Source organism: Paenibacillus massiliensis 2301065 = DSM 16942 (assembly GCF_000377505.1).
GTDB classification, from domain to species: Bacteria; Bacillota; Bacilli; order Paenibacillales; family Paenibacillaceae; genus Paenibacillus; species Paenibacillus massiliensis.
Genome location: NZ_KB898188.1, coordinates 210,119 through 223,770, shown reverse-complemented (window position 1 = coordinate 223,770; position 13,652 = coordinate 210,119). Strand labels below are relative to the sequence as shown.

Sequence of the window (13,652 nt, the reverse complement as noted above, 5' to 3'; positions counted from 1 at the left end):
GGAGGCTACGAACATGGCGAAAGTATTACGAACCCAAAAAATGTTCAGCTGAAGCTCCATCCGTAGGTGTAGAAGATGACAAGTTGACTGTCTTGAACACGGTCGCTTGCAGTAGCTGCATCGCTTCCGTAATCCGACCAAGCTCTGCTTCGCTCAAGCTTTCTAGCTGTGTACCGAGCTGTGCCTGCATACATGCAAATGCCTGTCCCATATATTGCTCGCCTGCCGGAGATAATCGAAAGTACTGCTTACGCCGATCAGAAGAATCGTTGAATTTTACACACAGCCCCTTATCCGTCAGCTTCTTGAGCTCACGACTTGTATTCGGCATGGATACATCCATACATACGCTAATCTGGCTGGGTGATAACGGCTGGTGAACCATCAAATATTCGATAATACGGTATTGCAGCGGTGTGATGCCATCCATGGGGATCAGCTTGGTCCATTCGGTATGCACCTGATGCACCGAGGCTACGAAAGCCACCGTCTGCTGGAAAAGTACTTCTTTGGCATTCATATAGTCACCTCAAGTTGTAAATTTATTTTCAAATGATAATTATCCATTGACAACTATTTGAATATTGTGCTAGCTTATTATCAAATGATAACAAAGAAGGTGCCAAATGAAAACCTTGATTATCTACACCCACCCCAATCATCAAAGTCTGAACTATGCTTTTTTGCAGAAGACCGTTCAGGGACTGACAGAAAATGCACGTGCTGCCGAGATCAAGGTGCTTGATCTATATGAGGAGGATTTCGACCCGCGCTTGGTCTTTAATGAGCATAAGCGGAGACGAGATCTATATATGGACCCGGAGATGAAGGAGTATCGAGAGCAATTGTTGTGGGCAGATCAATATGTGTTCATCTATCCGATTTTCTGGGGACGTCCGCCTGCCATGCTACTTGGTTACATAGATCGAATCATGTCGACGAACTTTGCCTATCGCAAATCTGGAGGGCTCATGCCAGAGGGATTGCTGAAGAATAAATCTGTCGTGGTCATTTCCACGATGGAGGGACCGACGAGATACCCGTTGCTGTGGCTGAATAATGCACACAAGGTATTGATGAAGCGAGCGTTGTTTCAGTATATCGGTATCAAGAAGGTGAAATTTTTCGAGTTTGGCTCGATGGAGAAAAAGAATGGTCAGCAGTCCAAACGACTGGAGCAGATATATCGCTACTTTAAGGCGATGTAGGTCATGCCAGTACAGATGTGAAGCTTGCAGCACTTGAGCAGTCACAACCAGTGACAGTAACACCAGTGTCCAGATGGATCATCCCCGGAGCTCGGTACAGTCTAATTGGTAATTGCTGCAGTTATAGAGCGGGATGCAAGACGAAGACAACGGGAGAGACCTATGTCCTCCCGTTGTGAATGTTAGGATATGTGATGAAAAACGGCTGTGGCAGCATCTTGCCTCGGCGAAGTCGATGTTGAAGCCGAAGCCTATACGTACGATCTGATCAATCGCTGCAGCTCACTCGCGATGAACTGAGGGCCTTGCTCGATATCGCGGCTGCTAAAGTTGACTTTTACGAAATGCTCATCTGCATCCATCGCTTCTGCCAGCCAGCCGGATAACCCGCGTGCCTTGCGATCAATTTGCAGCAGCAATTCAATGCCTTGCTCGTAAGGTGTGAAGAAGATCTCCAACTCATCCAGCTCGCTGCGGAATTGACTCGCAGGGACGAATTCAAATTCCTGCACGAAAGGCTGTCCCGAGCTGCTGTACTTTGGTGCGTACTCACAAGTTACCTCACGTAACCGGAAGCCCAAGTGATCCACGACAGCCGCCAGCACGGCGGCAGCATAAGGATGCGGACTAACATGCAGCATATCCCGATCCTTAGGGTCTACGGCATCCTTAATATCCATTCCGGTCTGAATCCAGACAGGCGTCCTGCCAAGAGTAGCAGGTGTATTCGCTGGAAGCTCGAATGAGACGGGGAACTCGTAGGTGCGCTCAGGCTCTACCAGCATGGGTCCTGTAAGCTGATGCTTGGATACGGTGGCCTCCACGTTGTATTTCTTGTCGTCCTGTTCTTTTATGTAGTTGGTCTTGACGAAGGCATAGATGGCGTCGACCTGCTGCTCGACCCGTCCTCCTTGAATACGTACAACCCCTGTGAGCGTGTCGCCTGGACGAACATGAGACTCGTGTAGCATCAAATCAACCTGGGCTGCTCCGATCCCAACACTGGCGAGCATTTTTTTGAACATGGACATTGTGTTAGCCTCCTTGATGATTTATTACACAATGATACGCCGTAAGAAAATTAGAGGTTTCAGTTTTGGAAGGCCATTTTGAAAAAAAATATATAAAACAAAGAAAAGAGAGCTATATGGCTCCCTTTCTTTGTTTTATATCCCTATATTCAGTTCTCGTCTTCAGCAGGGTCCTGCTGAGCAGCAGCTTGCATGAGCTTGTATATTTGTCGTGTCGTGTTGACATTGCGTATGGTCATGGCGGCATATAGGCGGGTACCGACCAGCTTGTTCATGCCGCTGCGAGTCACCAGCTCGCGGGGGATCGATACCAGCACCGCTCCAGGTGTATAGAGGATGGTTGCCGTGTCGACCTTAAGCGGAAGCTGCTCCACCACTGAGCTGTCGTCTATCTCCTCCCATAAGAATAGAACGTCGCTCTTCATGATGTCGCCATTGCTCCATTCGTCAGGGAGGGTGGTGATGATTCGCTCCATCTCTGACAGACTGCGAATCAACACAGGGATGGAGAGGCCAAAGTCAGCAGCGATGGCCTGTTCCAGCTGGACAGCAAGCTCAGTAGTAGGCAGCGGATCGGAAGCAAACACAATATTGCCAGAATTAATATAGGTGGTGACCTGCTTCATTCCGATCCGCTCAAAAGTACCCTTTAAGAGCTTCATATTGATTTTATTATGTCCACCGACATTAATTCCCCGCAATAAAGCAGCATAGATCATTTTCATGTGGCCACCTTTATTCGAATTCAATATGTTGCAGACTGGATGACAGACAGGACTATTCACTTATGGATAAGTAATCCAGTAAATGATGGATCATCTCTTCCTCTAGTAGGGGACTCAATTTTTCCTTGATCAGCTTAACATAATCTGGCTTGACCTCGTAGGTGTCTTCATCCGTTATTTGTCCATCGAACGCCAGAGCAGCTTCAATCAGGATGGCTAGCGCTTGGAAAAAATCAGCGAGTGAACGGGCAAGCAGCTTCGCCTGACCACCTTCAATGGCTCCATACACGGGCGAGCCCGGGACAGAGGTATCGACGATGATGGGGTCACTGTTAGCGTTGGCTATGACGACGTGAGGCTCAGGCCAGTGCGGCGAAGTCACCAGTGTGTTCGGGTCTGCCGTGGTGATCCAGCGGTAGCCGAGCTGCTGACGGTATAGCTCCTCGGGCGCAGGAAAGTCCAAGAACGGACCATCACCGATCTCGATGGTTGCGTGCTTCATTCGTTTGGTACCTTCAGCTGCAGGATCATTGATCTTGCAGTGTGTATAGAAATCCGTCAGCTCCGGGGACATAGGAATCCTCTTATCGATCTGCGGCGTAGCTGGCTGCGTGTAGAAGCGTATTTCATTGCCAGGGAACAGGCCGTAGGCTTCATTGTATTGGTGATGCTGTGTGATGAAGGCAGTCAATGATTGCTGTAACGGCTGGCTCTGAAAGCTGTGCATGAGTAGTATCCTTTCTATGATAAGCTGAAGAATATAACTTGAAAAATATATGTTGAATGAACAACAGTAATGCTGTTGTGATTACGGTAAAATAGCGAAGGATCGAACAGGGAAGCCAGAGGCTTTGGCAGCCTTTGGCACGATGTTAAAGATGACAGCTCCCTTCGCAGGCAGACGATCCAGATTGGTGAGCAGCTCAACCTGATAGGCGTCCTGCTCCAGCACATAGTACTCAGCGATGAGGGACCCGTTCTTGCTGACATCTATTGCAGAATCTGTATCAAAGGTCTCGTGCCCGACGGCTGTGATCTTTCGCTCGGTGAATAGAAAGCGCAGTGCATCCACAGACCAGCCTGGTGAATGGCTGTTGCCTTCGGCATCCTTGTTCTCGAAGGCTTCCTGACTTGGCCAGCGCTTGCTCCAGTCCGTCCGCAGTGCAACGAATGATCCCGGCTCAATGATACCATGCTGTGCTTCGAATTGCTGAATATGCTCGATACCCAGAGTGAAATCAGGGTCGGCAGCGGCTGCAGATGATTGGTCAATGACGATCAGAGGAAGCACCAGCTCCTTCAGCTCCAGCTCTTCCAGGTATCGCTTGCCTTGGACAAAATGAATCGGGGCATCCAGGTGGGTGCCGTACTGTCCAGGGAAGGTAAAGCTTTGGGCGAAGAAGCCCTGGTCATGGTCGAACAGGGTTGTGAATTGTGCCGCAGCAAAAGCGGGAAAGTGGGGAGAATCCGGGCCAAAGGTATGTGTCAGATCGACCCATTCTTTTTGCTTCAGCCATTGCAACGTCTTGATCAGCTCATTTGACATCTAATCACCTCATATATTTTTGTTGGATTTATAGAAAAAGGAATACTTTGGATAAAAGTTATAATTATCATAATACAGATGTGAATAATTATCATTAGTAATTTATATCGGATCAGCTGCTCGAATATCCGCAATGAAAATTAGGTCTATAGTAAGATTATACGGTTAAGAGGAAGTTTAATATAATTAAGAGGAAAGGAGTGGAAAAAATGTTTAAAGAACAATTGGACCGAATCAGGCTTAAGCTTCCGCTTGCTGCGCAGGCAGACCGGGAATGCGAGGTATTCGGAGCCAGTTCCCATCGCTATAGGTTAAATCCCCCACTCCACCGTGCACAACTTCAGGAGTTCGAGCAGGCACATGGAATTATCCTACCAGAGTCCTATGCTGCATTTCTGACAGATATTGGTAACGGAGGGGCAGGCCCATATTATGGAGTTCACCCTTTAGGTACCAACCAATCCATGGAGCTGGAACGGCTCCATAAGCCATCAGGAATTCAATCTACAAGCCTGCTGGATGGGATCATCGAGGATGCTGATTACACTGTGAAGGCTGACACGGATGAGATGAGCGATACCGAATATGATGAATACATAGCGAAAATGACACAAGGATTGCTGAATATTGGTGAGCAGGGCTGTAGCTATGAGACTATGCTAGTCGTTACGGGAGAGCTTCGGGGCAAAGTAATCTATATGGATTTGGAAAGTCATCAGACCTTTGTTACCTATGAAGAGACTTTTCTGGACTGGTACGAGCGCTGGTTGGATGAGACTATAGCTCGTTACAACAGCTCCTGGTTCGGAACGACTCGTGGAGGCGACGACCGTGTGCTGATGCAGCTTTATGCGTCAACGATGAGGGACGATGTAAGGATGCAGGCTCTAAAGGGCATGTTCAAGCTGCCGGTCATTCATGATGACACGGCAGAATTTTTGCTGCGGCTATGTCAGGAGAGTACGGAAGAGATTCGCTACAATGCGCTACAGGTATTGGCGAAGTCGCGCTTTGCCGAGGCAGAGCCGGTCATCTGCAAGTGGCTGCAGGAGGTGGATCAAGCAGCCTGGCTACCAGCTGTCCAGAGCATTCAATGGTCCATGCCGGAAGGGATGTACAGCTTTGAAAAGGAGCTGTTGGCGTTATTGCCACAGATCGAAGACATCGAGACCTTTCGCTTTGCTGGCTATATATTGGATGCCGCAGGGGTGGATATGCTGCCCTCGGTGCTGCCTTTCTTCACTCATCCGGATAAGGACTTCCGGGTACAGTCGTTATACCAGGCCGGGAAAAGCCAGCCACAGGTCAAGTCCGAGCATGTTGCTGACTTTATACGTGCACTGCGGGACCCGGAATCCTATGTACAGCTAATCGCTCTGCAGGCGCTTCATGGAGTGACGGAAGTGGGTCTGCTAGAGGTGTACGAGGAATTGCTGGTGCAGCACCCTACGAATGAGGGCTATATTCGATCCAATGTCACTCACAGACTGAAGGAGTTCCCGTTTGCTTCACTAGAGGAGCTAGAGCAGGAGGTCCCGGCTTCCTTGCATCAGGTCAGAGGTGTACTGCGTAAGGAGCTGAGCAGCAGGCCGTAAGGCTTGACCAAGGGTGAAGGTATAGCTTTTGCCCAAGATTCGCCTGTGTGGGAACTGACAGGTGGATGAAAGGAGAGATACCAATGAATAGTAAGTTCAGCTTTGGTCGTTTGTTCATGAACCTGATGTTTCTATTCCCTGTAATATTGCTAAGTATTTTTGTGTGGAATGATTACACGGATAAGATTGATAACCTTTATAAGAATTCCGAAGCAGAGGCATTCTATTATTTTGATGAAGGGCGCAAGGTAGTCGTACTGACAAATGAACCGGACCGAATCCGCATGAGGCTGCATATGTTCGATGGAGAGACGGGGCAACGGCTGCAGGAGACCACGATCATGGCCAATGTCCATGAAGTGCTGGCTGTATCCTATCAGAAGGATCAATTGATTATTGTCACCTACGATGAGGGCAGGGACTTGCAACTGAATGTCATCCATCCATCTGGTGAAGTCAGTGAGCTGGCGATGTCCACTTTGCCAGTACCCAGCTATCTTACCTCTGGGGTCATGACGTGGCAGGACCGAATTCTTATTGCAGGTGAGACTTCTGGCGAAGAGCTGCTCATGGCTGAGGTGCATGAAGGGAAGTTGGCCAAAATCATGCTAAATCAGGTAGAGCAGCTGCCAGCTAGACCTGTGCGGGTAAGCAAGGTGAATGAGACCTTTGATCAGGATGCAGCAATTCCGGTGTTTGATGCCGATCTGATTGATGACAGGACGGCTTACATCAGCGGTATTCTGGATCAGAACGGGCTTCCGGCGGTGGGGCTGGAAGATGATAAGGCCTCTTTTTTTGACGAAAGAGACCGAATCGCTGGAGAGCTTGCGAAGCAATTGGGCAGGGATAATACGAGACTGGTGCGCGTAGAGAATAGCTATCCGAAGCAAGCCCAATATTATAACGCATCCACTGACAAATGGGGCGCAGTTGTCCCTACACCACAGCCTGTATATCAAGCCAAGGTGTACGCGCTGAATGAAGAGGAGGCGCTCATAGTCGGTTCTTCTGCGAAGGACCCGCTTCAGGGTAAGGTCATCGGCTATGTGCTGCAGAGAGCAACAGGCGAGTTCGCGGATGTGTCCCCACTAGTCGGGCAGCTTAGCTACAATGAGCTGAATGCTTCCACCCTGCAATTTTTCAAAGCTACTGGAAGCGGGCCTCTCTATTATGTAAATGATGAGAAGACTCTTGGGTTGATGCATATGGGACAGACGACTGCCCAACAGCTAACCTATGAACAAGCTCTACAGCTGCTATATGCAGGCAAGGATACGATATCGCTGCAGAGCTTTTGGAGCTATGTGCTGGAAGGTGGGGCATTAGTAATCAATTGGGTGGTATGGATTGCAATCTCAGTCTTCACCGTGGGATTACTGGTGCTCGTTCCCATTCTGGCGCAACGTAAGCAAGCGCGTGCAGTGGCACGTGGTGTCATGCGACAAGGAACGATTGTTAGCATGAAGGAGACAGGATTGGAGGTCAATCATCAGCCGATGGTTGCCTTTCGAATCAGCTTTGAGGATGAGGGGCAGATGAAGGAGATAGAGATCAAGAAGGTCATCTCCTACCTGAACGAGGTACGGGTCGGTGATTCTGTGCTGATCAGTTATGATCGTAAGCGGAACCGTGCCGTATTTGCTACAGAAGGGGATATCCCCGCAGAGTCAGAGCGTCAGAATATAGACAACGCAATCCTTGAACGGATCGATAAATATGGCGAGGTCGGACGAGGGCAAGCTTTATTGCTTCATTTCAGGGCCAATGATCGTCAATACGCTGTCCCTGTCGTGCAGCCTGTCGGATTCGAGTACCGAGCCGGAGAACGAGCGACGCTGGCTGTCATCGGTGGATTGATTCGAATGATCAGCTATGGTCAAGTAACCAGGCTGGAGGGCTCTGACATGGTGACGATGCAGGGAGAGATCATTCGGCTAGAGCGGTATCCGATGACGATTCAGAACCGTCAGCTCATGGTGATGGAAGTGAGCATGTCTGCTGGCGATACTGCCCATGGGGCAACTATCCAGAGAAACGGTCTGGGCGGATCGGGACAGCTTCGCAGGACGAACAGTATGTTCGTGCCCAAGGAGCTCTCGTTGCAAGAGGGTGCTGTAATACCTGTCAGCATGAGAAGAGAGGATTATACAAGGGAGCTGAGACTCTTGAATGGCAAGCAAGGCGCTGCAAGGGTTATAGATGTACAATATGAGGGGACCTTAAGCGAGCGTCCGCTGGCCCATATCTCGGTGGAGCGAGGTGGTAGTGTCTATAAGATCTACCAATCCATTGAACCTGTATATGGCGTAGTGCCGGGTGATGAGCTATGGGTCGCCTATGATGAATATTCACGTGAAGCGATGATCCTGCAATATTCTACCTAATCACTTCTGGTAACGATTAAGCCCTAGAGATCATTCAACCTGAAATCAGATTCGGTTAAGATACCGGTGCCGTTTGATGAAAGCAAAAGTGCCTGATGCTGAGGACATAAGTCTTCGGATCAGGCACTTTTTAGCTAATTGCACCTTCACTGCATCCGCTCTGTGATGAGAGGTTCCTTTCATGTCCCCAAGTATCGAGAGCTATGCTTTAAGCAGACACACAGCTTAATGAGCTATTCCTTACATCGAGCTCCAGGCAAAGGCGGCTGCAATCAATGCAAGAACTAATCCAGTCGCAAGGAAGGCATAGCCAATTCTTGCGAAGATAGTGCCATTCTGGGCAATAGTGTCAATGACCGCACGTCCTGGCTGCTCAGGATTATAGCGCACGGACACAGAAATTCCCGGCTTGAAGCCAGAGGGATGTTGAACGGAGGAGGTACATTCGTACTGTACGCCATTTACTTGATATTGGACGGTAGGATAGCGGTCGGGAACATCTTTGTCGAATTGCCCTTTCTTGATAATTAGGCCGTCTGTGGACGGCCAGCGGCGTGCCTTGCTTTTGCGCATTACACCAATCAGTGCGAAGGCCAGTCCCATGAAGGCCCAGGCGAGCGCGAAAAATAAGAGAAAGAGCCAGACTTTCAAATTAATCATCCTCCAAGTGCAGTGTAATGAATTTAATATGTCTGTATGAGCGGTTCAAGCAGGCATGGATCAGGTGTTGTGTTGCACGGATTCATTGTATGCCTGATTGATCTATTTTCTGGTCTGTTTATTGGACGAGTTGATACACGCAATGTTGTGACCATTATGTGGCTATAGTATACCATCTCTACTAGCAATAGGTCGAAATGTGAAGATCGAGTGACTTCCATGCCGAATTTCACGCATACTTGTCTTTCTTTACTATAATGGATAGATATGTCGTATTCCTTCGTCTGTGCCACTTCTAGATACGGAGGAGAGAAGATCGTGTGCCGATATATACCAGTTGCTCTCATCCCATGAGCATCAGATCAGAGATAGGAACGAGGAGTTGAACTATATGAGAAAAGGAATTTCAATAGTTGTTGGACTTGTGGTGATTGCTGTAGGCACATATCTGTTCATAGGGGGCCCGCAGCAGAAGGAGGCGAGTACCACCAGTGTGGTAACGGGAGATATCAAGTCCTTCGTGCAGCAGATTAGCACAGGTCAAGTGGATGCGCAATCTGCCTCGATCACTTCACATCAGCTGACGGTTACCGACAGCAAGGAGCACACCCAGACTTATGCGGTAGATGGTGATGAGTTTTTTGTGTCCATTGCGCCGTATATTCAGCAGACGCATCCCTGTGAGATTCATAGTCTGACAGGCTGTGAAGGAGAGCTCCAGGATCAGGAGTTCATGATATCCATTGAGGATGAGAGCGGCAATACCGTGATGAACCGTGACGTTGTGAAGTCTCAGTCTAATGGCTTTATCGATCTGTGGCTACCACGTGATCAGACCTATCATATTACGATTGAACATGAGGGCAAGACATCTGAGGCGGACATTTCTACCCGTGAGGGGGATAACACCTGCATCACAACGATGCAATTAATCTAGTATCTTAGTTAGATTAAATAGGCGTGTAGAGCCAGCAAGTGGGGGAATTTGTCGATCATTGATAAGCTTGCTGTTCATTGAAACGAAACAGAAAAGTTTATGAACAGCAAGCTTAAGCTGGACATTTCGTCTCGCTAGGGCAATCCCACTTTTCGCATGTGAGACATTCACAAGAAATCAATCCTGAATCGAGCGGGGATGCCCCAAGTTCATAATGAGTCCCCAAGGTTATAGTGAATCCCTATGGAGGAGGCAGCAGATCGGGGGTCATAGCTGGAGATAACAGTCCCCCAAGCCAGTTGATATTCTATGTAGGGATACGGATGTGAGCGTCGCACATCTGGTTGTCTGCCTAGCATATCCATGAGGATGCGATCATGCAGCCGTTTCTTGGTAAGCTCAGCTTCTTCGCTCCATTCCTCCCAGGACTTAGGGAAGTCAGGTCTATCCGCAGATAAATACGCGCACACAAGGTGTGACGTACGAAAGCATAATGAGACGTAAAAGGGTATATCGGATACGTGGACACATCCCAGGGTGTACCATACGTTTCCGTTCCCAAGATCTCGAACCTCTACAGATAGGTGCTTGTACATGTCTGAATCGGTTAGCTGCTGTTCTGTTAACCCGTTGTGAAGCAGCAGCTTCCTGTTTCCTTCACACAGCTCCAATTGTCCATGCTGAATGTCATCTCTCACGATGGATTCCTCCCTCGATTCGTTTATAAATGAGGTGCGAAGACTTCGACTTAGCGTTCCAGGGTAAATTCTTGTAGAGAGGTGTCCTCGCTCATAGATTATCTTACAGGATAAGGTGCAGTGAGAATAACTTGGGCCACAATGAATGCACGATCAGTCCATGTGCCCAAGTACGATACATCTACTATGCAGCAGCCTAGGGCCGTACTCCGGATCGAAGTGCTTGCCAGTAGTCTGTCAGCAACTCGCCAAAATCAGCACTCTTCTCAATACGATCAATATATTTCCACAGGATGAGTTCCTCGGACTCGATGTGTATGACCTCAAATTCCATTTGCTGCGATGCCCAGACGACGATCTTGCCTAGGCAGAGCCGGGATTCATGGAGGACTCCAGTCGAAGGGTCCGCAGTAGCATTTGTCTCGCTTTCTTGTGAATGGATGAATTCAATCGTTGCGATGCCATTAGCTTGCAAGTGCTCCTGTGTGTGCTCTGCCCATTGTAGAAAAAGCTGGTGAAGCATATAGATCGTCCTCCTGATCATATGGCTAGTATTTTGACCGAATCTAAAGTGAGTATAAAGTCGATGTCCGCTAATACACCACGCACCACGCTTTCCAGATCATTAGATCTGGCATCAGATACGGTCAATGTATTAAACTAGCTCACTGGCGCACATCCAATTTGCATCAATCCGTGTCAAGAATTCCGCTCATTGCGACCGATTGGACTGCTTGTCTTAGCTGCTCAAGATCCTGTACTAGTGCCAAGCGAACATACCCTTCCCCAGAAGGACCAAAGGCACTGCCAGGCGTTACGATTACACCAGCTCTCGTCAATAGATCCATGGCAAATTGCTCCGAAGAGGTATAGTGGGCAGGAATTCGGCTCCAGACGAACATGGTGGCATCAGGCTTAGGTATGTGCCAGCCCAGACTGCTCATTCCATCGCATAAAATGTCTCGCCGCTCCTGATATATGGCTCGCACCTGCTCCACCTCGGACTGATCAGCCGAAATAGCAGCGATAGCCGCCTTCTGAATCGGCAGGAACATGCCGTAGTCCATGTTGGATTTCAGCTTCTTCAGCATGGAAACGATCTTAGCGTTGCCGAGACAGAAGCCGATTCGCGCTCCTGCCAGACCGTAGGTCTTTGACAAGGAATTGAACTCAATGCCGATATCCATCGCTCCTGGGTAGGAGAGGAAGCTCCCCGCGTGCTTGCCATCGAACACTAGCTCACTATAGGCATTGTCGTGGAGTACGATAATGTCATGCTTTTTGGCAAAGGCAATGAGATCCGTATAGAATTGTGTTGGTGCCATTGCTGTCGTCGGATTGTTCGGATAGGATACAAGCATGAACTTAGCGCGGTCAGCAATATCCTCAGGAATATCCTGTAACTGGATAACGTAGCCGTGCTCTTCTTTTTGCGGCATGTAGTATAGTTCTGCTCCAGCCAGCAACGGCCCGTCAGCAAAGATCGGGTAGCAAGGATCAGGGACGAGGACCAGATCACCTTCATCAACTATGGACAGGGAGATATGGGCAAGCCCTTCCTGCGAGCCTAATAAGGAGCATATCTGCGTACGAGGGTCAAGTTCAACCTGATAGCGTCTCTCGTACCATTCACTAACCGCCTGCAGCAGCTCCGTCTGGTCATTTAATGCATAGATATAGTTCTCGGCATTTGCTGCCGCTTCACATAAGGCTGATATAATATGCGGTGCCGGGGGGATATTCGGTGCCCCCACACTCAGGTCAATAACCGATTGTCCGTGCTCCAGCCGCTCTTTTTTGAGCTCCAGCAAGCGACTGAATATTCCTTCGCTGAAAGGGTCCATACGTTTGGCAAATTTCATAATTCATAATCCTCCAATTCAACATAAGAGTAAAGCAGCAAGCTCTGCACTGCAGGACTTAAACGAGTAGGTATATGCTCGCCTGGGTCACAGCTTTAATACATCAGGTACACTAGAAATGAGATTATACGCTTGGTAGTAAAGTAAGATTACACGCTCTAATAGTAGAGATTATAAGCTCTATAATAGATGGAATGGGGCAAATGACACAAGTGATCCTGAACAAAGTGGAATTGCGTAGCTGCATCCCAGCTGTATCCGTAGCAGTACCACATAGGTAGTACCACCTGGGTTCCCATGTCTGTAGCTGAATAGAGCTGTATGATCGGTCTTAGGTTAACAGATAATAGAATGGACCGGTACATATGTGAAAGTTCATTATTTGCGAATCTGGAATGTAATCAATGCAAGGCTGATTATGGAAAGGAGCAGGACAATTGGCGCATGCATCAACTTTAACCACAACCATTCGTCTGCACATGACTCGACGCTTCGAAGCGTCAGCGGAAAGACTGTACGAGGCATGGGTAAGCCCGGATCAAATCAAGAAATGGCTCTTCACACAGGAAGCTACTAACAAAATTGCCCGCAATGAACTTTATATCGGGGGTGAGTGGCAGATTACAGACCATCGTGAGGGTAAGGATTATATGGCAACAGGTGAATATCTTGAGCTTGATCCACCCAAGCGCCTCGTATTCACCTTCAAGATGCCCCAGTTCAGCGATACGATGGACACAATTATCGTCGAGCTCCAGCCCCAGAAATCCGGCTGTGAGATGAGCTTCACACAGGAGATCGTGGTTCCTTATGAAGAAGGCTGGCAGGACGAAGAGATCGAGCAAGCGAAGCAAGAGTATCACACATCCTCCGAGGAGGGATGGAAGCTGATGTTCGACGGATTGGCCCACCTGCTGACCATAGATGGTCAGAAATAGCCAAGTCGAAGGGGCTAGTAGATTGGCCGAAATTGGGGTGTGAGGATGTGAAAAAAGGCTGTCTT

At 48.6% G+C, this 13,652-nt stretch carries 14 protein-coding genes; 5 read left to right on the top strand and 9 right to left on the bottom strand.

Annotated elements, in window-relative coordinates:
* Positions 1-25: 25 nt before the first annotated feature.
* The gene (locus D328_RS0109900; protein ID WP_018884839.1) at positions 26-520 is read right to left on the bottom strand and encodes a MarR family winged helix-turn-helix transcriptional regulator; all 495 of its coding nucleotides are present in this window, start codon (positions 518-520) and stop codon (positions 26-28) included.
* Positions 521-626: 106 nt separating this feature from the next.
* Here D328_RS0109900 and D328_RS0109895 point away from each other — a divergent pair, with 106 nt between their 5' ends.
* Entirely contained in the window at positions 627-1,208 is a 582-nt protein-coding gene (locus tag D328_RS0109895) for an NAD(P)H-dependent oxidoreductase (RefSeq protein WP_018884838.1), read from the top strand.
* A gap of 251 nt (positions 1,209-1,459) precedes the next feature.
* Here the strand turns inward: D328_RS0109895 and D328_RS0109890 are convergent, their stop codons facing one another.
* From D328_RS0109890 to D328_RS0109875, 4 genes are all read right to left on the bottom strand, one after another.
* Complete coding sequence (locus D328_RS0109890; RefSeq protein ID WP_018884837.1) at positions 1,460-2,239, bottom strand: sporulation protein; 780 nt, start codon at positions 2,237-2,239, stop codon at positions 1,460-1,462.
* A gap of 149 nt (positions 2,240-2,388) precedes the next feature.
* On the bottom strand, positions 2,389-2,958 hold the full coding sequence (locus tag D328_RS0109885) for a DUF1697 domain-containing protein (RefSeq protein ID WP_018884836.1): 570 nt from the start codon (positions 2,956-2,958) through the stop codon (positions 2,389-2,391).
* A gap of 58 nt (positions 2,959-3,016) precedes the next feature.
* Entirely contained in the window at positions 3,017-3,691 is a 675-nt protein-coding gene (locus D328_RS0109880) for a hypothetical protein (RefSeq protein ID WP_018884835.1), read from the bottom strand.
* 81 nt (positions 3,692-3,772) lie between these two features.
* Positions 3,773-4,510 (bottom strand): cyclase family protein, encoded by a 738-nt coding sequence (locus tag D328_RS0109875; RefSeq protein ID WP_018884834.1) that lies wholly within the window; start codon positions 4,508-4,510, stop codon positions 3,773-3,775.
* 209 nt (positions 4,511-4,719) lie between these two features.
* Here D328_RS0109875 and D328_RS0109870 point away from each other — a divergent pair, with 209 nt between their 5' ends.
* Together D328_RS0109870 and D328_RS0109865 are read left to right on the top strand one after the other, a co-directional pair.
* A complete protein-coding gene (locus D328_RS0109870) occupies positions 4,720-6,105 on the top strand; it encodes an SMI1/KNR4 family protein (protein ID WP_018884833.1) in 1,386 nt (461 codons plus the stop codon).
* 83 nt (positions 6,106-6,188) lie between these two features.
* Positions 6,189-8,492 (top strand): hypothetical protein, encoded by a 2,304-nt coding sequence (locus D328_RS0109865; RefSeq protein WP_018884832.1) that lies wholly within the window; start codon positions 6,189-6,191, stop codon positions 8,490-8,492.
* 240 nt (positions 8,493-8,732) lie between these two features.
* On the opposite strand, the gene D328_RS0109860 is transcribed toward D328_RS0109865, so the two are convergent.
* Positions 8,733-9,143, bottom strand: coding sequence for a DUF3592 domain-containing protein (locus D328_RS0109860; protein ID WP_018884831.1), 411 nt, complete (start codon positions 9,141-9,143; stop codon positions 8,733-8,735).
* 400 nt (positions 9,144-9,543) lie between these two features.
* Here D328_RS0109860 and D328_RS0109855 point away from each other — a divergent pair, with 400 nt between their 5' ends.
* The gene (locus tag D328_RS0109855) at positions 9,544-10,089 is read left to right on the top strand and encodes a CueP family metal-binding protein (RefSeq protein ID WP_018884830.1); all 546 of its coding nucleotides are present in this window, start codon (positions 9,544-9,546) and stop codon (positions 10,087-10,089) included.
* A gap of 209 nt (positions 10,090-10,298) precedes the next feature.
* Here the strand turns inward: D328_RS0109855 and D328_RS30235 are convergent, their stop codons facing one another.
* The 3 genes from D328_RS30235 to D328_RS0109840 form a co-directional block, all read right to left on the bottom strand.
* Positions 10,299-10,787, bottom strand: coding sequence for a hypothetical protein (locus D328_RS30235; RefSeq protein WP_018884829.1), 489 nt, complete (start codon positions 10,785-10,787; stop codon positions 10,299-10,301).
* A 196-nt stretch (positions 10,788-10,983) separates the two neighbouring features.
* Positions 10,984-11,310 carry an immunity protein TriTu family protein gene (locus D328_RS0109845; RefSeq protein ID WP_018884828.1) on the bottom strand — a complete coding sequence of 109 codons (327 nt, stop codon included), beginning with the start codon at positions 11,308-11,310 and terminating at the stop codon, positions 10,984-10,986.
* Between the two features lie 166 nt (positions 11,311-11,476).
* A complete protein-coding gene (locus D328_RS0109840; protein ID WP_018884827.1) occupies positions 11,477-12,649 on the bottom strand; it encodes an aminotransferase class I/II-fold pyridoxal phosphate-dependent enzyme in 1,173 nt (390 codons plus the stop codon).
* A 437-nt stretch (positions 12,650-13,086) separates the two neighbouring features.
* Between D328_RS0109840 and D328_RS0109835 the strand changes: the two genes are divergently transcribed.
* Positions 13,087-13,587, top strand: a complete 501-nt coding sequence (locus D328_RS0109835; RefSeq protein WP_018884826.1) for an SRPBCC family protein — start codon at positions 13,087-13,089, stop codon at positions 13,585-13,587.
* Positions 13,588-13,652: the final 65 nt, after the last annotated feature.